We start from the raw sequence: 23,717 nt of genomic DNA on the forward strand, positions 1-23,717 counted from the left end.
CTATCTTGCGACCAAATTCAATAGAACAGTTGAGCTATGAACCTAGTTGATTCGGAAGAGTTTAAAAAGGCTGCGAACTTGAACACTGTAGGTGGGGATAGTCTATCCAAACTCCTGATGTACATGTTGAAAGTTAACGCAATTAATAAGGTTTATGCAAAATTTGCCGACAAAAAGGGTTTGGAGTTTATAGATGCGGTAATTGGTGAACTCGAGGTTAAGTTTGAAATTAGTCCCGAAGATCTTAAGCGAATCCCAAAGACCGGATCATTTATAACTGTTTCGAACCATCCCTTTGGAGGCATTGATGGAATTCTTCTGATTCGAACATTGGGGGAGATTAGGCCGGATTACAAAGTGCTTGCTAATTTTATGCTTAGTAAGATAAGGCCCATTGAAGAGTTTTTTTTCCCCGTTAATCCTTTTGAAACACGTAAGGGAGCGAAATCGAGCCTTACGGGACTGAAGTTGGCTCTCAACCATCTACACGATGGAAATTGCCTCGGAGTTTTTCCTGCTGGTGAGGTATCGTCCTATCAATCAGGTTTTTTGGGAGTGGCAGATAAAAAATGGCAACCTTCTATTGTTAAATTAATTAAGAATGCAAAGGTGCCAGTGGTTCCCGTGTATTTCGATGGCACCAATAGCAAGTTATTTCATTTGCTTGGGTTGATTCATCCTATATTGCGAACTATTAAGCTACCTTCCGAACTGTTCAATAAGCGCAACAAGGTAATCCGCATACGGATAGGGAACCCCATATGCGTTAATGAGCAGGAAGAATTTTCTGATTTGAGCCAATACTCACGCTTCCTTCGTGCAAAAACCTATGCGCTGGGAACTTCGTTGGAGGTAAAAAAATTCTTTTCTCCTAGGATTAAAGAGGTTGAGGTGGTCGAAGATATTGTTGCCCCGATCGATCCTTCCATTGTTCTTGAGGAAGTCGAAAACCTAAAGAAAGAATATTTGCTTTTTCAGAGTAAGAACTATTCTGTGATATGCGCTCCTTCGGTTCAAATGCCGAACATGATGAATGAAATTGGGCGTCTGCGCGAAATTACTTTTAGGGAGGTAGGCGAGGGCACAAACCGAAAAATTGATATTGATGAATTTGACCTTTACTATAATCAACTCTTTATTTGGGATGAGGATGAGAAAAAAATTGTGGGGGCATACCGAGCCGGTAAAGGACAAGATATCCTAGATCAATATGGAATTGATGGGTTTTATCTGCATACGCTGTTTAAAATTGATGAGAATTTCTCACCTTACCTCAGACAAAGCATCGAACTGGGAAGATCCTTTATTGTTAAGGATTATCAGCGAAAGCCCATGCCGTTGTTCTTGCTATGGAAAGGTATTCTTTATTTCATTCTAAAACATCCCGAATACAGGTACTTGATAGGCCCGGTTTCTATTAGCGATAAACTCTCGATGTTTACCAAGGGTATCATCATTCAGTTTATGCGCGATAATCATTACGATGTGGAACTGGCCAAGTTTATTAAGCCACGTAAACGATTCAAGGCTAAGTTTGGAAACGTAGATGCCGATATTTTGCTTCAGCACTCCAACGATATAAATAAGTTGGATAAATTTATCGCCGATATTGAAGATGCCGACTATAGGATGCCGGTGCTCCTGAAAAAATACATAAAGTTGAATGGTAAGATCATTGGGTTTAACGTCGACCCCCTCTTCAACAACTGTCTTGATGGTCTTCTGATCCTTGATTTGTTTCAGGTGCCAATTGAAACGATTACCTCGCTTTCAAAGGAGATTAATGATAAAACGATTTTAGAGCGGTTCAATCTCTCCGACTATACCTTCGAGGAGGAGTAATCGTTGTGTTAATTGTGGCGAAGTGCTTCCGTTTTTCTGAAGCACGTTTGTTTTTGCTGAACAATCTTATGTAAATGAGACGCTGTTTAATTGCACATCCCGCTGTTTTTTTGTTATTTGCATAGAAATTCATTAATACCATGGCCATGCAAAAGAGATCAATGTTTTCTATCCTTACCCTGATGGTGAGTTTTATTATGGCCTCCTGCAGCGGTGGGGGTGACGGTTCAATTGTCGAAGTTAAGGCAGGTTCCCCACAGGAGGTGGAGTCGATTTCGAAAACGACTTCTCTGTTGCAGATCGACACCGTTGCATCTCTAGTTAATTGGATTGGAAACAAGCCGGGTGGAAGCCATACCGGCACTCTAAAACTTCAAAGCGGTTACTTGGAATATGCCGATCAACAATTAGTTGGTGGTAGGATAGTATTCAATATGAGTTCCATTGCAAATACCGACATTAGCGATTCCGAGTCGCGCATTAGGTTGGAAACACATTTGAAATCGCCCGATTTCTTTAATACCGTCCGGTTTGCAACTTCCGATCTGGTTATAACAAAGGTGAATTTTTCCGACTCCAACAAATCGGGTGAGTGTATTGTAAGCGGAAATTTAACTATTAAAGGTATAACAAAAGGTATTGTTTTTAGCAGTCGTGTTGAGGTTAGCGGTGGTCAAGTAACTGCGCACGTTGGTCCAATCTCAATAAATAGAACCGATTGGGGGGTTAACTATGGCTCGAAATCTATTTTCGACAACCTCAAGGATAAGTTTATTGACGATAATATTGAGATCACGGTTGTATTAAAAACAGTAAAGTAATATTTTTGGATTCTTACCCGTAATGCTCCAATTCTAATAAAAAATATGACCGTAGGCACTGGTGTAGATCGTTTTTGTGTTCTCTTTTTATAATACTATCAATTAATCGCTTGGATTAACCTCAAGCCTTCCTACCTTTGCAAAAAAAGCAAGATGGATAATTTGGTTAAAAAGGCATTGTTTGTAAAGTCGAGCGCCAAGATTGAGGAGTGTCCAGCCGATGGAATCAATGAGTATGCCTTTATTGGCCGAAGCAACGTTGGAAAATCGTCTCTTATTAATATGCTCACAGGCCAAAATGGTATGGCTAAAGTGTCCCAAACGCCAGGCAAAACGCAGCTGATCAACCACTATTTTATCAATGGGAGTTGGTATTTAGTCGACCTTCCTGGTTACGGTTTTGCAAAAACATCAAAAGCGTCACGGGCGATATTCCACGCAATGATTACCAACTACATCCAGAATAGGGAAACGTTAATAAACCTTTTCGTTTTGGTTGACTCAAGGCTAGAGCCACAAAAGGTCGATCTGGAATTTATAAGTGCACTCGGAGAGAGCCAGGTTCCATTTACAATAATCTTTACAAAGGCCGACAAGATTAGCAAATCCGCACTTCAGCGAAATATAGCAACGTACCAAGAGGAGTTGTCCAAAGAGTGGGACGAGTTGCCTAAGATGATTGCTACTTCTGCGGAAAGTAAGTTAGGGCGAGAAGAAGTGATGCACTTCATCGACGAGTTGAACCGCCTTGTTAAGGAGGAGAAGTCTGAAAACAGTTAGTTGCTCGTAACAGAGATTCTGTAAACATGGTATTAAACAGTAAGGAATATCGTACGTCAGCAATTTATTATCATTAAATTTGTGCCGTAATTATTTGCAGTAAATCCATACCAAATAAATATTTCACCAATGCCTCACAAGAGCCCCATCAAGTTTTTTACAGGTAGAAACTCTCGCTATCTCGCTGAAAAAATTGCAAAGAGTTTTGGAACGGAACTGGGAAAATCATCGGTAATTGACTTTAGCGATGGTGAATTTCAGCCCTGCTTTGACGAGTCTGTTCGAGGTGCTACCGTCTTCATTATCCAGTCTACGTTTCCGCCCACAGACAATTTGTTCGAGTTATTGCTGATGATAGATGCTGCTCACCGCGCATCTGCCTATAAAGTGGTAGCTGTTATTCCTTATTTTGGTTTTGCAAGGCAAGACCGCAAGGACAAACCACGCGTGTCTATTGGAGCTAAGTTGGTGGCCAATTTGCTCAGCGCAGCAAAGGTTGATAGGATTATGACCATGGATCTGCATGCCGATCAAATTCAAGGGTTCTTCGATGTGCCAGTGGATCATCTGTATGCCAGTTCTATTTTTGTGCCTTATATCAAGGCGCACAACTTAGAAAATATTGCTATTGCAGCTCCTGATATGGGCGGTGCAAAAAGGGCAAATGCTTATAGTCGTTTCTTCGATGCTTCCATGATTATTTGTCACAAAAATCGGGAGAAAGCGAATGTGGTTTCTGAAATCACGGCTATTGGCGATGTGATGGGGAAGAACGTGCTTATTTTGGATGACATGATTGATACTGCGGGAACCATGACCAAGGCGGCTGACATGCTTATGGATCGTGGTGCAAAAAGTGTTCGGGCCATCGCTACCCATCCGGTACTCTCAGGACCGGCATACGACCGGATTGCCAATAGCGTTTTGTCCGAAGTCTTGGTTACCGATACCATTCCACTCAAATTGGGTGAGGATATCTCCAAGATTCATGTGTTAAGCGTGGCTGATTTGTTTGCAGAGGTAATCGATAAAGTTTACAACTACCAGTCAATAAGTTCCAAGTTTATAATTTAATGCTATATTTGCACCTCCATTTTTAGCAAATGGTGTAATGGGGAGCATATGCTCTGAGTAGCACTAATTACTAATTTTTAATTACACAAAAATGAAAACTCTAGAAATTCAAGGCACAATCCGTGCTAGCATTGGCAAAAAGGAAACAAAAGCGTTGAGAAACGAAGGTCTGGTTCCTTGTGTTCTTTATGGAGGAGGCGAAAACCTTCACTTTGGCGTTGAAGAAAAGTTGTTGAATACTTTGATTTACACTCCTAGTGCTCACATCGTGTTGCTTAACCTTGATGGTAAAGTTCACAAGGCTGTGATCCAAGCTAGCCAATTTGGTCCTGTTTCCGATCGCACCATTCACGTTGATTTTGTTCGCATTTCCGACGATAAGAAAGTTGCTATTGATGTGCCAATTACTATCGTAGGTTCTTCCGACGGTGTTAAGCAAGGTGGTAACTTACAACTATTGTTCCGCAAAATTCGTGTTTCTGCAATACCTGCTAATCTTCCCGATTCAGTTGTTGTTGATATCACTGGTTTGGATATGGGCAAGTCGATGTTTGTTAGCGAAATTGTTGCCGACAACTACGACATTCTTACTCCTAAAACTGCTGTTGTTGCAACTGTGAAAATGACAAGGGCTGCGCGTGGTGCTGCTGCTACTGAAAAGAAATAGCATTTTAAGTTGAAGTATTTAATTGCAGGGCTTGGCAATATTGGCGCTGAATACGCCAATACTCGCCACAATATAGGTTTTAAAGTGTTGGACGCCCTTTCAAAAGCGTCCAACATTTTTTTTGCGGATAACCGTCTTGCTGCAAAGGCTGAGTATAGGTTTAAAGGTAGAACGTTTATCTTTATAAAGCCTAATACATACATGAACCTTAGCGGGAAAGCGGTTGGCTATTGGATGCAGGCTGAGAAAATACCTATCGAGAATCTTTTGGTGGTTGTGGACGATCTTGCATTGACCATGGGACAAGTTCGCTTGCGTGGGAAGGGCAGTGATGGAGGTCATAATGGGCTTAAGGATATCACTCGTGTGCTGGGTACCAACGATTATGCCCGCTTGCGATTGGGGATTGGAAGTGATTTTGGCAAGGGGAAGCAAGTCGATTACGTCCTTGGTGAATGGACTGAGGCTGAACTGGCCACGCTTCCGTCGGTTTTAGATAAGGCCTCTGAGGCAATCGTGGGTTTTGGAACTATCGGTCTTGCCTTAGCAATGAACCAGTTTAATACTAAGTAGCGATGCATCCAGTTGACGAAGTTCGCATTGATAAGTGGCTATGGTCGGTAAGGGTTTATAAAACCCGAAGCGAAGCCGCTGAGGCTTGTAAAAAGGGAAGAGTTAAGGTAAATGGCATGGAAGCCAAACCTTCCCGCGATGTGCGTATCAACGATATTATTACTATCCGTAAATCACCGGTAGTTTATACTTTTAGGGTGATAGGCTCGATTAGTAATCGACAACCTGCTAAACTTGTGGAGAATTTTGCCGAAAATTTAACCCCGCAGGAAGAACTCGACAAGCTTAATGCGAATAGTTCAGTAGTTACCATGGTGCGAGAAAAGGGTGCTGGTAGACCAACCAAAAGGGATCGACGAAAAATTGGTGAACTTAACGAGGAGGATGATTAAATAGATGGATTTTGCCCGAGAACTAAAACAGAAATCACTTTTTGAGTATCTTCTCTTCATGTATCAGGTGGAAGATGTTATTCGGGCATGCCACTTCGATAGGAGTGCAATATCCAAGGTTGCGCTAGATCGCTTTGGATCGCTTATGGGGGATCAAAACCAGGGCGTTGACTGGTTTTTGGCTATGGCTGAATTTATGGAACTGGAAAAAATTCAACAATTTGGACATCTTCAGCACGTTAAAAATCTTGTTAATGATCTGAATCAGACCCATCTTCGGTTGACTCGATCACCAAAGGAGGATGAATATCAAGGCCTTTATTACGAAGCCGAATCGGTTTTAATTGAGCTTCGGCGACGTGGTGGAGAAAATAGTAACGTTGTGGAGTTATCCTTAATTGGTATTTACGGAGTATGGCTGCTCGGGCTCAAAGGCGTTACCGTTTCAAATGAAACAAGGCAAGCTACCGAGATTTTAACTCGATTTCTTGCCTTGCTGTCGGATCTTTACAATAGAATAGAATTGGGGGAGAAGGAACTCCCGGAATAAACTAGTTTGGTTACCATTTAACTCCAATGCCCAATCCAAATATCTCCTTTAGTTGTAACTTGGCAGTGTATTTATCGGCAGTGCCATCTCCATCTGTATCCGTCCCTATCTTTGAGTTGTCGTCGTAAATTGCAAGGGCAAAGAGTCTTGCAGTAAACCAGCTGTTTATCTTTACTTCCAATGTATTCTCGAAAATAAGATCAATATTTTGCGGGTCTTTTAAATAATTTGAGAACAACTCCAGCTTGGAAGTCAATATTGTTTTTCCTTTATTGAATGGGAATGTGCCTGTGATTTGGGTAAGTCCCCCTGCTTCCCAAAGAGTATTCTTTCCATCCTTAATCTTATTTCCCATTCCATCAAATGTTGCTTTGTCAACGCCAAAACTACCTTTGTCGGCAAGATCTTGTCTCTTTACTACAGTTAATTTGCCCGAAAGAGGGGAGAGAAATACGCTAATCTGAGAGGTCGGTTTATAGTCCATACCAATTGACAATCCAAAATATCCCGGTGCCATCCAATCCGAAATTATCGTCGAATCATTTGGATAGTTATATCCAGGGAGCATTTGTGTCCTAAAACTTGCAAGGATGGAGTAGTTCCATTTTGATGAAGCTTTCCTGCCATATTTGGTGCTTAATAGAATTCGGTCATCGTTCTTGATGTTTTTGGAGTCACCCTGTCTGGTTTGTCCGTAGGCGAGATCAAAGGTTGATTCCCATGAGTTATTCTCATCTTTAAATTTAGATCCAAAGATGTAGGACCCGTTGCCTGAGATTGATTTTTCGCCCCCTGCAACCCAATTGGAAAGTGCTACTTGTGAGAATGTAATGGACAGAGCATTTGTTATTTTCCACGGTTTTTCCGGGACTTTTTTCGTCGTATCTGCTGTCTCTTGCGATTTTACGGACGTAACCGTAATTAAAAAAAACAGTAGGAAGGCTAGTGCTGTCTTTCTCTTGTTTGGTAAGTTGTGTTTCATCGTGAAAATGTTTTGTGGTTGAATTTTTCCTTGTTTAAGATATTGCATTTTGTGCTTTGACTTAGGGGTAATCTTTTTTTTGCAACCCAATTGTAGGCAGCATTAATAATAGGGTTGGGGATTAGCCAAATGAGTGTTGCTATAATCATAGCGGCATAGTTTAGCTTCAACGCAATCCTTTTTAATGCGTCTGCCTTTGTATAGGCCATTGAGTTTGTCAGTAAAATTATTGAATCTTCGCGTGCAAGCGCTTCGTCCGAATTTACAATTGCCAAAATGGCACTACTGTTTCGGGCAGCAATCATGAAATGATCTTTTCTCTCCAGAAAAAGTAGCAGGAGTAATGCTCTGTTGCAGAACAAGCAATCCGTGTCAAACACAAGCACAGACTTACCTTCTTGTATAGCAACTTCGTTACTCAGTTTGAATTTCATCGATGTTGTTTTTCCAGCATGCTTCTATTTCTCCGATATATAGTCGATGAAAATCGCTGGTAGGGTAAACGGATGGTTGGATGTTTTTATCGATAAAGGTGCCGGCAGACAAATCGGTAAAGAAAAGTTTGCGGCAATCCATCATAATTCGGGCTTCCTTAAAACCGGGTGAACCTGTGGGTAGTTCTATTAGAGTAAGGCCTGCGTCCTCTATTTTATTTGTATCTCTTCCCGATTTTGATCCGCAGAGTTTTAATGCCGCGCGGTAATCTTCGGCAAAGAAGGAGAGGCTTAGTCTTTCGCTGTGTTCTATAAATTCAAAGGTAAATCGCTGTGGTCGTATAAATACAAAGGCTACTGGTTTGTTCCAAAGAATTCCAAAGCCACCCCAGCTTGCGGTCATTGTATTGGTTTTAAGGTCTGCTTTTGCCGTAACTAGCATCCATTCTTTGTCGAGTAGTTTGAATGGATTGTCGGTTAAAGTGTATAAATCCGTTTGGTGAAAATTTTTCATATCTTGTATTGTGGCAGGGTTACAATATTTTTTTTGATTATTAATGATGGAAATTTAAGGAAAAAGAAATTTATGAGCAATAAATGAAACGATTTATTGATGTGATAGTTCACACGGAAGCGAAAAAGGCCAGCATAACTGCTGGCCTTTTTCGTTGCTGTAAATGCGATTTTTATTTGTAGAACTCGTAGGTGTATTTGTAGAGCACCTTGTAGTTGTATGGTGCATAATACGTGTCAACTTCCACAAGAATACCTTTGGGGTTGTATTTGGATTCTTTCTTCGAAAACTGATCGGCATCGCCCTCGTTCCACTGCTCTTCGAGGAGGTTACCTTTTGTATCGTATTTATACTTGCTGAAAACAAATTTCTCACCATCAGCATTAGTTTGGTCAGTCTGTACAAGATTGCCCTCTTTGTCGTATGTAAAGAACTGTTTGTAAATAAACTTCCCTCCCAAGTATACATCTTTTTGAATTTCAAGGTCTTGGTTGTTGAATTTCATGACGTACCGTTTGGATGTTGCTCCAGAATTTTCTTTTCTGATATCTTCAACCACGTTACCTTTTGCATCTAAAACCTTTTCCATTGTGTAGGAAATCGTTTTTTCTGGTTTGTATACCGTAATTGTGATCTTGTTGGCTTGTTGAACATATGCCCATCTTTCGTCTACGGTGTTAGCCCCTTTGTATCGAATGATTTCTGATTGCTTGCCGTTGTTGTATTTGTAGGTTACACGGTAAGGTTCGGCACCGTTATAACCATTTTCGTTTGCTTTATTGTTGTTCGCGTCGTAAGAAATGTTCTGAAGAAACGTTGTTTTACCCTCTTTTCCGTCAATATTTACGTAGTTGGTTTTGTTGCCAGTTTTGTCGTAAGAGTAGGTCTGCTTCGAGGAGATTTCCCCTGAAGATTTGAAATTAATGACGGAGACTGGGAACCCTTTGTTGTCGTAAGTAGTTTCAGAACTTTTGTAACCCTTTGCAGAAGGTTTTCCATCGGCATACTTGTGGTTCCAAACCGTAATAACTCTAATCTTATTCTCTGCGATTCGTTCCCTTTCTCGCTGCTCATTAAGCGTTTGGCCATAACATATCCCTGTCCAAGCAAATAGTGCAACCAGAATTAGAATATTTTTCATCTTGCTTCGTTGAAGTTTGGGCTTAAAGTTAACCATTGTTACTAATATCCGATTGCCTGAGGCCGATATTTTTATACATAACGGCTACTTATCATTATGATTGGATGGGATATTTACAATTAGGATGAAGAAGTGTGATTTATCATCAAATGGAACAAAGTGGTAGAATAGTTTATTACCTGACTTACGAGCAATATCAATCAAGCCAAGTCCGGCGCCTCCTTTTGTGTCGATTTCTCCATTGAGCATCTGTTTTATAAAGAAGCCACGAAGTTCTTCGGTTGCGGAGTTGTTTAAGAGATCTATCCGCTGCCTCAGATCCTGTATTCGTTCGTTCCTAATAATATTCCCGGTAATTACATAAAAACCTTCTTTTGTTTCACCTACAACAAAAAGCCCATTGCCAATGTGCTGTTCCTTTTCATCGAAGTCATCGGAGTGCTTGGTGATGTTTTGCAAACACTCAATTATAATGTGAAATACTCTTTTTCTAACAGCCGTCGGGAGATTCTTCTCTTGTATTTTTCGGTTTGCCATTAGAGCGAATGTTCTCATGACACTATGACTCATCTCGCCCTTGTAAATTAAGGGAAATCCGCTCGAAGCAAGTTCGTTCGTTAGGATCGATTTTATGAAGTATATTACGTTGTCCATGCGATTTTAATTCAGCATGAAAGTAGAAAAAAAAAACGCACCAATGGTCGGTGCGTTATTAAATTGTGACGAGTAATGAGTAATCGTTTACGGAATGTGTATTTCTAGCAGTAAAGTGGCTCTTTCTGGATGAATTGTGAAGGTTCGGAGGTCAGCTGGAATTAAAACAGTTTCACCACCCTTAATGGTTGTTTTATTCCCCGATCCCTGAACAATGGTGGCAGATCCTTTTATACACATATATACTACAAACGAATCTATAGTGTTATAGTCAATCACGAGGTCTTGGTCGAATTCGAGCACGTTAGTTATGAAATAGGCCGATTCTACCAGAGGCATGGATTTGTTCATCTGCTTCGAATACTTAACTTTTCCGGATGTCTCGCCGGAATAATCAATAACATCGAGTGCAAGATCGAGGTGTAGTTCCCGTGGATTTCCGTTGTCGTCAACTCGGCCCCAGTCGCTAATGCGATACGTGACATCCGATGATTGTTGGATCTCTGCAATGAGTAGATTGCTTCCGAGAGCGTGAATCTGTCCAGCCGGTATGTAAAAGACGTCACCCTCCACTGCATCTGTATAGTTTAGCAACTCGGTGAATGTGTTACTTTCTACTGATTTTCTGAATTCCTCTTCGGAAGTCTTCCTTCGGAAGCCAGAGATTAGTTGTGCTCCTGGTTCGTTTTCAATAACATACCACATCTCCGTTTTTCCGTAGGAGAGATGCCTATCGAATGCGATTTCATCGTTTGGGTGCACCTGAAGCGATAACAAATCCTTTGCTTCAATGAGTTTGATTAATAGTGGAAATTCGGGACCGAATTGATCAAAAACCTTTTCTCCGACCAAATCGGCCATGTAAATCTCAACCAGTTCGTTCAAACTGTTCCCCTCGAGGAAGCCATTCTTAACAATAGATTCATTCCCTTCAATTGCTGAGAGATCCCAACTCTCCCCAATTTTTCCGGATGGTACATTCTTTCGGTGAAATTTTTTAGATATTCTAGTGCCCCCCCAAATTTTTTCTTGGTATATTGGCTGAAATTTAAGTGGATATAGTTCTTGCATAATCGTTGCTTTTGTTTGAAAAAAGAGTAATAATCGTATATAAGTTGGAGGATATCCAGAATTAATTTCTGAACTTTGCAAAGTTAGCTTTTTAATTTTTTACATCTATGCTGGTTATTGGTATTGCTGGGGGCACTGGATCGGGAAAGACAACCGTCGTAAAGAAGATTGTTGATTGCTTACCGCCTGGTGAGGTGGTGGTTATTCCACAGGATTCCTATTACCGTGATAGTAGTCATCTACCTTTTGATCAACGCCAAGAAATCAATTTTGATCACCCGTCAGCAGTTGAGTTTGAATTGTTGGTGAGCGATGTGGAGAAGATGAAACAGGGCCAGGCTGTCCATCAGCCAATCTATTCCTACCTGAATTGCACCCGTGAATCGGAAACTATATATATTGAGCCTCGCCATGTGATCATTGTTGAGGGCATTCTGATCTTTACTAACCCTGAATTGCGGGATCTGATGGATATAAAGGTATTTGTAGATGCCGATGCCGACGATCGTCTCGGACGTGTGGTTCGACGGGATATTGTGGAGAGGGGCCGGTCGGTAAACAAAGTACTTGAACGCTACGAGAAAACGGTTAAGCCAATGCACTTGCAGTTTATTGAGCCATCGAAACGATATGCCGATATTATTGTGCCTCAGGGTGGTAATAATGAAGTGGCAATTAGTATTTTAACTACTATAATAGAGAAGACCTTACGTCAACACGGTTTCTGAGCCTATGCTTTACGACCTTAAAGTTGAGAATATTTTGTTCCTCGATATCGAGACAGTTCCGGCTGTGTCTACCTACAGCGAATTGCCCGATGCCTTCAAGTTACTATGGGATAAGAAAGCGCTTCAATTAAAGAAGGAAGAGGATCAAACCCCCGAGAACCTATATGGTCGGGCTGGGATTTATGCAGAGTTTGGCCGGATCGTCTGTATTTCTGCTGGTTTCGTTTTCTTTAAGAAGAAGATTCCTTACTTCCGGCTTAAGTCTTTTTATAACCAAGTTGAAGCAGATTTGTTGCTCGATTTTGCGACCCTATTAAATCGATTCGGTAGTAAGAAAGGTGCTCTTCTCTGTGCCCACAATGGGAAGGAGTTCGATTTTCCCTATATCGCAAGGCGCATGCTTGTAAATGGGGTTAAGTTGCCTACTCTGCTCGATGTGGCCGGGAAAAAACCTTGGGAAGTATCCTTTCTCGATACTATGGAGTTATGGAAGTTCGGTGACTATAAACACTACACTTCGTTGAATCTGTTGGCAAATCTCTTCGGTATACCTACTCCAAAAGATGATATTGACGGCTCCATGGTTGCAGATGTTTACTACAAAACTGGCGACATCGAACGGATAGCACGTTACTGCGAAAAGGATGTTATTACTATAGCCCAACTGTTTCGGCGTTACCGAAATGAAGATACTATCCCTGCTGATAATATTGAAAGTGCCGAAAGTGATCTAGATCGCTAGGAATTTTTCAATTACCTCGTAAAATAGTTTTTGTTGTTCAGCATGAACCCAATGACCTGCTCCTGGAATCGAAATTATTTCAGCCGAAGGGAATAGTTCCTTTATTATGGGCTTGTCTTCAATGACGTCGATGTAGGGTGATTGTTCCCCCTTAATAAAGAGGACCGGGAAGTTTTGGGCAGGAATGTAGTCTTCTGTTTTTATTCCCCCCATCAACGATGGGAGTTTTTTCCACAGAGCGTTTAGGTTTAACTTCCAAACAAACTTGTTGTTTTCGTCTCGGTCTAGGTTCTTGAGTAAGAACTGTCTTATTTGAAGCGACGGGATTTTACTGGAGAGAATCTCTTCTGCTTCACCTCTGGACCTCAGTTCGCTCAATGGCAATTCTCTCAATGCGGTTAGGATGGAAAAGTGTTCTTTGGCTTGAGGTGCATATCCATTTGCATCGGTATACGACCTTGGCGAAATGTCCACGATAACTAAAGACCTGAGTTTGTCTGGGTGATTAATTGCAAATTGCATTGCGGCTTTGCCACCCATGGAATGCCCCATTAGGCTGGCGTTTGACAGTTTTAGTTTGTTGAAAAGTTCAAACAGATCATCCGCGAGATCACTGTAGGAGTGCGAAGGCGAATGTGGTGATTGTCCATGGTTGCGTAAGTCAACTAGAATTACTTTGTATTTTTCGGCGAGTAGTTTAGCAATACTTAACCAATTGTCGGATGATCCATAAAGCCCATGGGCAATTACGATGGGCCTTCCTGCTCCTAATTCTCTATAAAAAAGTTTCATTATGTGCTTTAATCGGTTTTTTTATCGTGCATTTAAATCAATGGAGGGGCAACTAAGCGTGATCGAGTAGGTTCCGCTAACGTGTTTTCTCTTGCTAACTTTTGATTTTTCGTAGGTAAAGTTGAATTGTATTTTCTAGTCCATAGTAAAGTGCATCCGAAATTAGCGCGTGGCCAATGGATACCTCAAGTAATCCGGGAATATTCTTTTTGAAGAATTCTAAGTTTACTAAGCTTAAGTCGTGACCTGCGTTTAGGCCAATGCCGCACTCCATGGCAACTTTTGCGGCTGCAATGAAAGGTTCAATGGCTGTTTCCTTATCTGTTTCATAGTTTGATGCGTATGGTTCGGTGTAGAGTTCTACTCGGTCGGTGCCAGTAGTGGCTGCATGTCTAACCATGTTTTCGTCTGGATTTACGAAAATGGAAACACGAATGTTTTTAGCGTGAAACTTTGCAATTACCTCTTTTAAAAACACTTGGTTTTTCTCCGTGTCCCATCCGGCACTGGAGGTTATGGCCTCAGGTGGGTCCGGAACTAGTGTCACTTGTTCAGGGACAACATCCAATACTAACTTGATAAATGATTCTGAAGGATATCCTTCGATGTTGAACTCGGTCTTTACCACCTTCTTTAGATCATACACATCCGCGTAGCGGATATGGCGCTCATCGGGGCGTGGGTGAACTGTTATTCCTTGCGCTCCAAAACGCTCACAATTGATGGCTGTTTCAACCAAATTAGGTGTGTTGCCACCCCGTGCGTTGCGGATTGTTGCAATTTTGTTTATATTTACACTAAGCTTTGTCATTCTCGCATTTTTACAATTGTAACGGCACAAAGTTAAAACATTTACGTTATGCTGGCTAAGGATTTAATTTCTGACGTGATTCCCGCACTTCGCACCTCCGATACAGGCACAAAGGCGCTTGGATGGATGGATGTTTTTAAGGTGGCTCACCTGCCTATTGTGAATAACGAAGATTTTCTCGGAGTTATTAGTGAGAGCGATATTTACGATATGAACATGCCCGATGAACCACTGGGAAATCATCCTCTCTCGCTCTTGAGGCCATATGTATTAGAAGATCAGCATGTTTTTGAGGTAATGGATGTTATGTCTCGACTTCAATTGTCCCTAATTCCAGTTTTGAATGCCAGTAAGCATTACATCGGAGTCATTGCGCTACCCGATCTTCTGCACTATTTTGCCGATCTTTCGGCTTTGAAAAATCCCGGAGGTATTGTAGTGCTTGATCTCAACGCAAATGATTATTCTTTAGCGCACATTGCCCAAATTGTGGAAGGGAATAGTGCCAAAATTTTGTCTAGTTACATTACTGCATATAAAGATTCCACGAAAATTGAGCTTACTTTGAAGTTGAATGTGGTTGATTTGACCTCCATTCTACAAACTTTTGAGCGGTACGAATACGTTGTGGTTGGTTCGCATATGAAAGTGGACGAAATGGATGATTTATATGAAGACCGGTTTGATCTTCTAATGCGCTACTTAAATGTATGATAGGATGAAAGTTGCTATTTATGGTCGATACTTTCCCGAAGAATTTCTCAGTTGCCTAAAACTTTTATTCCTCCGATTGAATCAGCGAGGCGTTAAGGTCACTGTTTACCGAAAATTTTTCGAATATTTAAACCAAAAGCATGGTTACTCTCCCAATTTATTTTCTCTGTTCGATACATCCGATCAACTCGATATCGATACGGCATGTATGTTTAGCCTTGGAGGGGATGGCACTTTTTTAGAAGCAGTTGCATTGGTTCGCGATTCCGGAATTCCTATTGCTGGAATCAATGCAGGTAGACTCGGCTTTTTGACTTCGATATCGTGCGAAAATATTGACGAGGTACTCGATGCTTTCTTTAGTGAATCGATTCCAGTTGAGAATAGAACTTTAATAAAAGCGGAGGGATTGCCATGGCCTCTTAGCGATTTTCCGTATGCACTAAATGAGTTCAGCATTCAAAAGCATGGTTCTGCCATGGTCTCAATTAATGTGTTTCACGAACAGACTTTCATTAATACCTATTGGTCCGATGGTTTGCTGGTGGCAACTCCAACGGGTTCCACCGCATATTCTTTAAGCGTAGGGGGTCCCATTTTAACGCCAGACTCAACTAACTTCGTTATTTCGCCAATTGCTCCTCATAATTTGACTGTTCGCCCCTTGGTGGTGCCTGATTCATACTCGTTACGATTGGAACCGATTTCTCGTGATGCAACTGTTGTGTGTGCGCTCGATAATCGCTCCGTGGAAGTTGCTTCGGGTATACAAATTCTAATCTCTAAGGCACCCTTTACTGTTAAGCTGCTTCGGCTTGGCGAAATTGATTATTTTTGCAGATTGCGGAATAAGTTGATGTGGGGCGTTGACAAACGAAGTTGATTTTTGACAACTTTTTGCTCGCTAAACAGTTAATTAGTATTAAAGAAGACTCCGCTTTTTTGGAATCTGTGGTTTAGGAGAAAAAAAAAGTATATTTGCACGAATAAGCTATTGATCATGAGAGTTCGACACCTGTTTATAATAGTGCTTTTCTTGGTAGCCGGGACTAGTGCTTTTGGACAACAATGGAAACAAAGCCGTTTCGAGTTGCTTGGTGGTATCTCTATATGTCAACTGTTTGGCGATATTGGAGGATCTGCGTCGTCAAATAATCTAATGGGCCTAAAGGATTTGTCCTTTTCTGCTTTGCGACCAGGTATTGTTGTCGGTACTCGTTCTGAATTGAATGACCGCTTTTCTGTTAAGGGATTGGTTTCCTCTACTTTCATGGTAGCCAACGACGCTGGCTCAAGAAATGAAAATAGGGGGTTTAAGGCAAATGTTTTTGTTACGGATTTCTCAGTTACTGGAGAATACTATATAACCAAATCTAACGATAATAGAACTTTTTCTGTTATGGCTGTTCGCGGTGGTGTTAGGCCCTATGGAACCCCTTTTGGCATTTATATCTATGCAGGAGTTGGTGGTGCTTTATTATCTTCCAGTGGAAATAGTGCATTGAAAGAGCACCCAAATTATGTGGGCGGATCTTCTTTTACAGCGATATTCCCTGTTGGGGTTGGTGTTAAGGTTAATTTGAGACCGAGATTGTCATTCAATGGCGAATTTGGTACCCGGATTACTTTAACCGACAAGTTAGATGCCTATACCTCCCAATATTCTAAATCGAATGATTTATACTATGCGTTAACTTTAGGCGTTTCTTATAAGATAATTGTTAAGAAAACGGATAGTAAACGCTGGTTCTTCTAGTAGCCCAAATTGCATGAGAAAACTTTTTTTTGTTAGCATATTTTTAATATTATCCCTTTGGGCTGTTTCACAAAATAAAACTGATATTGGTTTCCGGTTGGGTGCCACCTATTATATTGGAGACTATAATGAATCTCTGCCATTTTCCTCGCCTAGTTTCGCAGGTGGTGGATTTATTAAGTATAACTTCAACGACTATTATGCGGCCCGTTTTGGGCTAAGTGGAGGTTCCTATACTGGCTCATACAATGCCAGCGCAGGATATCTACCTGCTGCCGGAGGGGCTTTTTCGTCTTTAATTATTGACGGATGTGCTGCGTTTGAAGTTAATTTCCTACCATTTAGTCCGCTGGCATCCAAAGGAAAGCGGATGTCACCCTTTACTTCCATCGGAATAGGGGTTTCCTATGACAACGGACAAATTATTCCGGTGATACCCTTGAGTATTGGGGTTAAGTATCGACCTGCCCCTCGTTGGACAGTTGGTGTGGAATGGATATTAACAAAAACATTTTCTGATAAAATGGATGGCTACACAAATCTTACCGATCAGAAAAAAACCATATTTCACAACAACGATTGGTACTCGGTAGCTGGATTATTTATAACTTTCCGCCTTTTAAATAACCGGACAGTTTGCCCGGTATACCAATAATAGCGTTCAAAAGATGTCCAAAGATTGTATCAACATGCAGAAAGTTCCGGCGCACGTTGCCATTATAATGGATGGTAATGGTCGTTGGGCCGAGCAACGAGGAAGTCATCGTATTTTTGGCCACCAAAACGGCGTAAATGCCGTAAGGGAGGCGGTTGAGGCAGCTGGAGAACTAGGCGTTAAGTACTTAACACTTTATGCTTTTTCAACTGAAAATTGGAATAGGCCTAAAGCTGAAGTTGATGCTTTGATGGAATTACTGGTTTCGACGATTCATGATGAAGTGGACAAACTGTCGAAAAACAAAGTTCGCCTTCATGTAATTGGCGATTTAGATAGCTTACCCGCTTCAGCTAAGGATAACGTTTTGGCAGCAATGAAGAAGACCGAAAGTAATACAGGTCTTAATCTTGTGTTGGCGCTTAGCTATAGTTCACGGTGGGAGATCGTAAATGCCACACAAAAAATTGCGGCCGATGTTGCTGCAGGTAAATTTCGACCTGACGACATTACTACCGAGTTGTTCTCTCAATATTTATGCACTTCAGGAATTCCCGACCCTGAACTGCTAATTAGAACTAGCGGCGAAGAGCGGTTAAGTAATTTCTTGCTTTGGCAATTGGCTTATTCCGAATTCTACTTTTCGGAGATACTTTGGCCAGATTTTACTAAGAATGAGTTCTATACGGCAATTCTCGAATATCAGAAACGAGAAAGACGTTTTGGAAAAACTAGTGAACAGGTAAATTAATAGTGTAAATTCAATATAATAACAATCACGAATGTTTCGCACGACCATACTATCTGCAATACTGCTTATTTTTTCTTTGTCCACTTTTTCTCAAGGTTCAGATTCCTTGAGTATTAAAAAAGATATGGATTACGCTACTCCTCAAAAATATATTGTGGGAGGAGTTACCATTACCGGCCTTCGATTCTTGGATGCCCAAACGTTGGTTAACTTGTTTGGCGTTGACGAGGGTGAAACCATTATGGTACCTGGCGATGCTATTAGCAAAGGCATTAAGAAACTCTGGAAACAGGGCCTTTTTTCCGACATTAATGTGGTCGTTGTTAATGTGGTTGGAGATACCGCCTTTTTTAACATCGACCTAGTTGAACGACCTCGAGTATCGAATATCGCATATACTGGAGTTAAGAAATCGGAACAGGAGTCGCTTAAAGAGAAGATGACTCTACGAGTTGGCGACCAACTAACGGAATATCTATTGTCGAATGCATCCAATACCATAAAAAAGTTTTATGGTGAGAAGGGGTATCGTAATGTTTCTATTGCACTGGATCAAGCAAACGATACTGTAATCGCCAATGGGGTGCGTGTTACCTTTAATGTCGATCGTAAGAAGAAGGTGAAAATTAGCGAAATCAATATTGATGGAAATGTTGCCATTTCGGATGGAAAGTTGAGAAGAAAGATGAAGAAGACGCATCGCAAGGATTGGAATATCTTTAAGAGTGCGAAATTTGTTGCGGCCAGTTATGAGGATGATAAGGAGAATATTATTACATACTATAATGAGAAAGGGTATCGGGATGCTAAAATTGTTTCCGATTCTATTTATAATGTAAATGAGAAGCGAATCGGTATTAATATTAAGGTGTATGAAGGACCTAAATACTATTTCCGGAATATTTCGTGGGTAGGCAATACCAAATACCCTGCTGAATTTTTGTCGGCCGTGCTAAAGATGAAGAAGGGCGATGTTTACGATAAAACACTTTTAGAAAAACGTCTATCCACTGATGAGAATTCAGTTTCAACCCTCTATATGGATGATGGTTACCTCTTTTTCAATATTGAACCAACCGAGGTTCGGGTCGAAAACGATTCCATCGATTTGGAGATGCGTATCTATGAGGGTAAGCAGGCTACTATTAATAACGTAATTATCGTTGGAAATACGAAGACCAATGAGCATGTAATTCGCCGTGAAGTTTGGACTAAACCTGGCGAACTATTTAGCAAGAGTGATATTATGCGTACCAATCGTGAGTTGGCTCAACTTGGCCACTTCGATCCCGAGAAAATGAATGTTATTCCAATGCCGAACCAAGCTGATGGAACGGTTGACCTAAAATATATTCTCGAGGAGAAACCAAATGACCAACTTGAAGTGTCAGGCGGTTGGGGCGCGAATATGTTTGTTGGAACTATTGGTATTAGGTTTACAAATTTTTCGGCTCGTCGAATTTTCGAGAAGGGAGCATGGAGGCCCGTCCCTTCCGGCGACTCTCAGTCCCTGTCGCTTCGTGCCCAAACCAATGGTAGTTACTATAAGGCTTATAGTTTAAGTTTTGTGGAACCTTGGCTGGGTGGCAAAAGACCAACGTCACTATCTGTTTCCCTGTATCATACTGTTCAGAATAATAGTAGTTATCTGTATCAGTCTAGTTCGCAGTATATGAAGGTAAGTGGTGTTAGTGTTGGAATTGGGCGTAGATTAAAGAAACCCGATAACTACTTTACATTGCAGAATGAGCTTAACTTTCAAAATTACAACCTAAGCAACTGGAATGGTTTCCTCTTTAATGATGGAAATGCAAATATCATCAGTCTGAAAACGACCTTTGGTAGGAATTCGGTGGATCAACCCATATATCCACGGCGAGGATCAAACTTTTCCATATCGGTCCAGGCTACTCCGCCTTACTCTTTGTTTAATAATAAAGATTACACGGATAAAACAATGCCTGGTAGTGAGCGATATAAGTTTATAGAATATCATAAATGGAGTTTTCGTTCGCAGTATTACAGCCAGTTGGCTGGTGATTTAGTTCTGGCTACAAATATGCAGTTTGGATATTTGGGTTACTATAATCGTGATCTGGGGTATTCACCCTTCGAAGGATTTGATTTAGGAGGCGATGGTATGTCGGGCTACAACCTATATGGAAAGGAAACCGTCGGACTTCGTGGATATGAGAATGGTTCATTGACACCTTATAATCTTGAAAAAGGTATTCGTGTCGGGAATATTTTTAATAAGTTTTCTGCGGAAATTCGATACCCATTGGTATTGTCTCCATCGTCAACGATTTATGCATTAACCTTTATTGAAGGTGGTAATGCTTGGTATAATTTTACTGATTTTAGTCCTTTTACCATTAAGCGTTCGGCTGGGATTGGGTTACGCCTATTTCTTCCTATGCTTGGTCAACTTGGTATTGATTGGGGTTACGGATTTGATGAGGTGAAAAATTCTCCAAGCGCAGGCGGTTCACACTTCCATTTTGTGATTGGTATGCCATTCTAAAATTATTAGTTATTATGAAAAGGATACTACTTCTTTCTATTTTAATGATTCTTGGAATTGCCGGTTTTGGACAGAAGTTTGCCTTCGTTGATTCCGATTATATTTTGAAGAAGATTCCTCAATACCGGGCTGCCCAAGAGCAATTGGATAAACTTGCAATTCAATACCAAAAGGAGGTAGAAGATAAGTTTTCTGCTGTCGATGAGCAGGTCCGGTCGTATCAGACAGAGAAAGTTTTGCTCACGCAGGACATGCGCAGCAAGCGGGAGCAAGATCTAATGGATAAGCAAAAAGAGGCACAGAATTTGCAGCGAAATTACTTTGGTCCTGATGGTGTCCTTTTTAAAAAGAGGACAGAGTTAATAAAGCCAGTTCAGGATCAAGTTTATAATGCGGTTAAGGATCTCGCTTCCGAAGGAGGTTATGCAGCCATATTTGATGTGGCCAATAACCCTACGGTGCTCTTTTCTAACTCCAAGTATGATAAGAGCGATGAGGTTTTGCAGAAACTTGGCTATAGGTAGTTGAAATATTTTTTTTAGATTTGTATTAACATAAACCCAGATAAAATGAAGAAGACTATTGCAATAGCAGCATTGGCTGTGTGTTTTGCGTTCACCGGAAAAGTTCAGGCTCAATCGTTTAAGTTTGGACACATTAACGTGCAGCAAGTTATTTCTCTAATGTCCGAAAAGGATAGTGCTGAAGTTAAACTCAAAAAGTATGGCGAAAGCCTTTCTGCCGATCTCGAAACGATGCAGGTAGAGTTTAATAATAAGTATCAATCCTACCTTCAAAAGAAAGATAGCTATACTCCAGCTATCCGTGAAGCTAAGGAAAAAGAGATTCAAGATATGCAGCAGCGCGTTCAAGAGTTTCAACAAACAGCCCAAGAAGATTTTCAAAAAATGCAAGGTGATGTTTATAAGCCAGTTTTAGAAAAGGCTAATAATGCGATTAAAAAAGTAGCAAAGGATAATAACTTTACCTACATTTTTGACATCGGAACACCTGGTGTGGTTTACTACTCCGAAGCCCAAAGCACCGATGTTACTGCTATGGTTAAAAAGGAACTTAAGATTGTGAAATAATCGATCTGAACTTTTGAAATACGGCCATTCTATTTCCAGAATGGCCATTTCTTTTTATATATGGGACCTATTGGTGTTTTTGATTCGGGTGTTGGCGGCCTCTCTGTCTGGCGTGAAATTGTTAAGATTCTTCCCGATGAGTCTACATTATACTATGCCGACAGTGCAAATTGTCCTTATGGGGATAAGTCGCAAGCGGAGATTATTCGTTTAGCCGAAACGGTGACCTGTTTTTTAATTGAAAAGGGTTGCTCAGTAATTGTTGTGGCCTGCAATACCGCTACGGCTGCGGCTATTGATTATTTACGATCAAAATACACTATCCCATTTGTGGGGATGGAACCAGCCGTAAAGCCGGCAGCTATAAATTCAGTTTCGGGGGTTATTGGGATACTTGCTACTCAAGGTACCTTTAATGGCCGTCTTTTTCATGAAACAAGCAGTAGGTTTGCCAGTGGTGTGAAAATGATTATACAGCCGGGTTTTGGTTTGGTGGAGTTAGTTGAGGCTGGTGATTTTTCTTCCTCAAAAGTATCCGAATTGCTACACAAATATATCGACCCCATGATGGACGCAGGTGCGGACCATCTCGTATTAGGCTGCACTCATTATCCTTTTTTGTCGGATGCTATTTTCGAAATTACCGGTGGCAATATTGCTATTATAGATCCGGCTCCGGCGGTTGCTGCTCAGGTTAAGCGAATTGTATCTGAATACAACCAAGGCTCATTGCGAGAGCCAGTTTTTTATGATTTCTTTTCAAGTGGTGATCTACTCACACTAGAGACGATTATTCGTCTGATTTCCATCAAACAAGCTATTAATACCAATAGACTGTCCTTTCGGGAGGATTAGTATGGTTGAAAATTTAAAATTGAGGTCACCGCAAGATTCGTTGGCCTAGTATTTTATTCCTCCTTATACCAACTCGAATACATTAGGTAGTTCTTGGCAATGCGTTGATTGATTTCTTGGGCTTGGGCAGGATCGACCTTTTTTACAAATTTTGCTGGTACACCTGCGTAAATACTACCAGGTTCAATAATAGTGTTGCTGAGCACAAGTGCATTTGCCGCAATTATTGCACCTTCCCCAACTACGGCACCATCCAAAACAGTTGCCCCCATGCCGATAAGTGCTCCATCCCTTACCGATGCCCCATGAATGGTTACATTGTGACCAATGGAAACGTCGTTTCCGATTTCGATCGTTGATTTTTGGTAGAGGCAATGCAGCACTGCACCATCCTGTACATTCACTCTGTTCCCAATGGTAATTGTATTTACGTCGCCGCGCAAAACTGTATTGAACCAAATACTGCAATCATCTCCAATAATTACCTCTCCAATTATGGTTGCGTTTTCTGCCAAGTAGCAGTTATTGCCAATTTTAGGAGTAAAGCCTCTTAGCGATTTTATTAGTGCCATTTTTTTGATTTCAAAGTTAGCGGTTGTTTGGTTATTTTCGCCGTGTTTACAGGCTATTGTGTTTAACAACATTGAACCAAAAAGGTTTGGAACCGTAATTATTGGACAACTTTCATGTTGAAACCCTATGGGCTAAATCGATTGCGGTTTTTAAAAAAAAGTTGACTTTTGATATCGCTTGATAACTAAAAACGCTAAATTTGTGAACATTTTCACATCATCTGGATAGTG

Annotated in this window: 28 protein-coding genes; 19 read left to right on the forward strand and 9 right to left on the reverse strand. The window is 40.9% G+C overall.

All coding sequences use genetic code 11. The features are described 5' to 3' along the window. The first annotated feature begins 36 nt into the window (after nt 1-36). The 8 genes from BLS65_RS04780 (at nt 37) to BLS65_RS04815 (ending at nt 6,699) form a co-directional block, all read left to right on the forward strand. Nucleotides 37-1,842: a lysophospholipid acyltransferase family protein gene (locus tag BLS65_RS04780; RefSeq protein ID WP_092436428.1), complete on the forward strand. Its 1,806-nt coding sequence runs from the start codon at nt 37-39 to the stop codon at nt 1,840-1,842. A gap of 146 nt (nt 1,843-1,988) precedes the next feature. Next, nucleotides 1,989-2,663: a YceI family protein gene (locus tag BLS65_RS04785; RefSeq protein WP_170830000.1), complete on the forward strand. Its 675-nt coding sequence runs from the start codon at nt 1,989-1,991 to the stop codon at nt 2,661-2,663. 153 nt (nt 2,664-2,816) lie between these two features. After that, nucleotides 2,817-3,443: a ribosome biogenesis GTP-binding protein YihA/YsxC gene (gene yihA / locus BLS65_RS04790; RefSeq protein ID WP_092436432.1), complete on the forward strand. Its 627-nt coding sequence runs from the start codon at nt 2,817-2,819 to the stop codon at nt 3,441-3,443. A 129-nt stretch (nt 3,444-3,572) separates the two neighbouring features. Beyond that, nucleotides 3,573-4,517: a ribose-phosphate diphosphokinase gene (locus BLS65_RS04795; RefSeq protein ID WP_092436434.1), complete on the forward strand. Its 945-nt coding sequence runs from the start codon at nt 3,573-3,575 to the stop codon at nt 4,515-4,517. Nucleotides 4,518-4,608: 91 nt separating this feature from the next. Continuing rightward, nucleotides 4,609-5,184, forward strand: a complete 576-nt coding sequence (locus BLS65_RS04800) for a 50S ribosomal protein L25/general stress protein Ctc (RefSeq protein ID WP_092436436.1) — start codon at nt 4,609-4,611, stop codon at nt 5,182-5,184. Between the two features lie 9 nt (nt 5,185-5,193). Further along, a complete protein-coding gene (gene pth / locus BLS65_RS04805) occupies nt 5,194-5,757 on the forward strand; it encodes an aminoacyl-tRNA hydrolase (RefSeq protein ID WP_092436438.1) in 564 nt (187 codons plus the stop codon). A 2-nt stretch (nt 5,758-5,759) separates the two neighbouring features. Further along, complete coding sequence (locus BLS65_RS04810) at nt 5,760-6,149, forward strand: RNA-binding S4 domain-containing protein (RefSeq protein ID WP_092436440.1); 390 nt, start codon at nt 5,760-5,762, stop codon at nt 6,147-6,149. 4 nt (nt 6,150-6,153) lie between these two features. Continuing rightward, the gene (locus BLS65_RS04815) at nt 6,154-6,699 is read left to right on the forward strand and encodes a DUF4924 family protein (protein WP_092436442.1); all 546 of its coding nucleotides are present in this window, start codon (nt 6,154-6,156) and stop codon (nt 6,697-6,699) included. A gap of 10 nt (nt 6,700-6,709) precedes the next feature. On the opposite strand, the gene BLS65_RS04820 is transcribed toward BLS65_RS04815, so the two are convergent. The 6 genes from BLS65_RS04820 to BLS65_RS04845 all read right to left on the reverse strand — a co-directional run bounded on the left by BLS65_RS04820 (nt 6,710) and on the right by BLS65_RS04845 (nt 11,495). Beyond that, nucleotides 6,710-7,681, reverse strand: coding sequence for a DUF3078 domain-containing protein (locus tag BLS65_RS04820; RefSeq protein ID WP_170830001.1), 972 nt, complete (start codon nt 7,679-7,681; stop codon nt 6,710-6,712). Continuing rightward, the gene (locus BLS65_RS04825) at nt 7,678-8,115 is read right to left on the reverse strand and encodes a DCC1-like thiol-disulfide oxidoreductase family protein (protein WP_092436446.1); all 438 of its coding nucleotides are present in this window, start codon (nt 8,113-8,115) and stop codon (nt 7,678-7,680) included. The genes BLS65_RS04820 and BLS65_RS04825 overlap by 4 nt, the downstream gene beginning before the upstream one ends. After that, a complete protein-coding gene (locus tag BLS65_RS04830; protein ID WP_092436448.1) occupies nt 8,096-8,629 on the reverse strand; it encodes a flavin reductase family protein in 534 nt (177 codons plus the stop codon). Before BLS65_RS04830 ends, BLS65_RS04825 begins: the two co-directional genes overlap by 20 nt. Before the next feature lie 172 nt (nt 8,630-8,801). Further along, the gene (locus tag BLS65_RS04835) at nt 8,802-9,770 is read right to left on the reverse strand and encodes a hypothetical protein (protein ID WP_125869768.1); all 969 of its coding nucleotides are present in this window, start codon (nt 9,768-9,770) and stop codon (nt 8,802-8,804) included. 84 nt (nt 9,771-9,854) lie between these two features. After that, nucleotides 9,855-10,424 carry a SiaB family protein kinase gene (locus BLS65_RS04840; protein ID WP_092436452.1) on the reverse strand — a complete coding sequence of 190 codons (570 nt, stop codon included), beginning with the start codon at nt 10,422-10,424 and terminating at the stop codon, nt 9,855-9,857. Nucleotides 10,425-10,511: 87 nt separating this feature from the next. Next, nucleotides 10,512-11,495, reverse strand: coding sequence for a type I phosphomannose isomerase catalytic subunit (locus tag BLS65_RS04845; RefSeq protein WP_092436454.1), 984 nt, complete (start codon nt 11,493-11,495; stop codon nt 10,512-10,514). Between the two features lie 107 nt (nt 11,496-11,602). Between BLS65_RS04845 and udk the strand changes: the two genes are divergently transcribed. Continuing rightward, a complete protein-coding gene (gene udk, locus BLS65_RS04850) occupies nt 11,603-12,223 on the forward strand; it encodes a uridine kinase (RefSeq protein WP_092436456.1) in 621 nt (206 codons plus the stop codon). A 4-nt stretch (nt 12,224-12,227) separates the two neighbouring features. Then, nucleotides 12,228-12,965, forward strand: a complete 738-nt coding sequence (locus BLS65_RS04855; RefSeq protein ID WP_092436458.1) for a 3'-5' exonuclease — start codon at nt 12,228-12,230, stop codon at nt 12,963-12,965. Here the strand turns inward: BLS65_RS04855 and BLS65_RS04860 are convergent. Together BLS65_RS04860 and BLS65_RS04865 are read right to left on the reverse strand one after the other, a co-directional pair. After that, entirely contained in the window at nt 12,954-13,757 is an 804-nt protein-coding gene (locus BLS65_RS04860; RefSeq protein WP_092436460.1) for an alpha/beta fold hydrolase, read from the reverse strand. The genes BLS65_RS04855 and BLS65_RS04860 overlap by 12 nt on opposite strands. Nucleotides 13,758-13,851: 94 nt before the next feature. Then, nucleotides 13,852-14,568: a pyridoxine 5'-phosphate synthase gene (locus BLS65_RS04865; protein WP_092436462.1), complete on the reverse strand. Its 717-nt coding sequence runs from the start codon at nt 14,566-14,568 to the stop codon at nt 13,852-13,854. 48 nt (nt 14,569-14,616) lie between these two features. On the opposite strand from BLS65_RS04865, the gene BLS65_RS04870 reads away from it, so the two are divergent. The 9 genes from BLS65_RS04870 (at nt 14,617) to murI (ending at nt 22,914) form a co-directional block, all read left to right on the forward strand. Then, nucleotides 14,617-15,282, forward strand: a complete 666-nt coding sequence (locus BLS65_RS04870; protein ID WP_092436464.1) for a CBS domain-containing protein — start codon at nt 14,617-14,619, stop codon at nt 15,280-15,282. A 4-nt stretch (nt 15,283-15,286) separates the two neighbouring features. Beyond that, nucleotides 15,287-16,165, forward strand: coding sequence for an NAD kinase (locus BLS65_RS04875; RefSeq protein WP_170830002.1), 879 nt, complete (start codon nt 15,287-15,289; stop codon nt 16,163-16,165). 117 nt (nt 16,166-16,282) lie between these two features. Beyond that, nucleotides 16,283-17,038: an outer membrane beta-barrel protein gene (locus BLS65_RS04880; protein WP_092436468.1), complete on the forward strand. Its 756-nt coding sequence runs from the start codon at nt 16,283-16,285 to the stop codon at nt 17,036-17,038. 13 nt (nt 17,039-17,051) lie between these two features. Beyond that, complete coding sequence (gene porG, locus BLS65_RS04885) at nt 17,052-17,693, forward strand: type IX secretion system protein PorG (protein WP_092436469.1); 642 nt, start codon at nt 17,052-17,054, stop codon at nt 17,691-17,693. After that, nucleotides 17,662-18,444 (forward strand): isoprenyl transferase, encoded by a 783-nt coding sequence (locus BLS65_RS04890; protein ID WP_262507980.1) that lies wholly within the window; start codon nt 17,662-17,664, stop codon nt 18,442-18,444. Before porG ends, BLS65_RS04890 begins: the two co-directional genes overlap by 32 nt. Before the next feature lie 124 nt (nt 18,445-18,568). Beyond that, nucleotides 18,569-20,968, forward strand: a complete 2,400-nt coding sequence (bamA, locus tag BLS65_RS04895; protein ID WP_244500662.1) for an outer membrane protein assembly factor BamA — start codon at nt 18,569-18,571, stop codon at nt 20,966-20,968. A 14-nt stretch (nt 20,969-20,982) separates the two neighbouring features. Next, nucleotides 20,983-21,492 (forward strand): OmpH/Skp family outer membrane protein, encoded by a 510-nt coding sequence (locus tag BLS65_RS04900; protein ID WP_092436475.1) that lies wholly within the window; start codon nt 20,983-20,985, stop codon nt 21,490-21,492. Nucleotides 21,493-21,537: 45 nt separating this feature from the next. After that, nucleotides 21,538-22,059 (forward strand): OmpH/Skp family outer membrane protein, encoded by a 522-nt coding sequence (locus tag BLS65_RS04905; RefSeq protein WP_092436476.1) that lies wholly within the window; start codon nt 21,538-21,540, stop codon nt 22,057-22,059. A 60-nt stretch (nt 22,060-22,119) separates the two neighbouring features. Beyond that, complete coding sequence (murI, locus tag BLS65_RS04910; protein ID WP_092436478.1) at nt 22,120-22,914, forward strand: glutamate racemase; 795 nt, start codon at nt 22,120-22,122, stop codon at nt 22,912-22,914. Nucleotides 22,915-22,967: 53 nt separating this feature from the next. Here the strand turns inward: murI and BLS65_RS04915 are convergent, their stop codons facing one another. After that, nucleotides 22,968-23,486: a gamma carbonic anhydrase family protein gene (locus BLS65_RS04915; RefSeq protein ID WP_092436524.1), complete on the reverse strand. Its 519-nt coding sequence runs from the start codon at nt 23,484-23,486 to the stop codon at nt 22,968-22,970. Nucleotides 23,487-23,717 lie beyond the last annotated feature (231 nt).

Origin of the sequence: Williamwhitmania taraxaci (assembly GCF_900096565.1) — a bacterium.
In the GTDB taxonomy this organism is placed as follows: domain Bacteria; phylum Bacteroidota; class Bacteroidia; order Bacteroidales; family Williamwhitmaniaceae; genus Williamwhitmania; species Williamwhitmania taraxaci.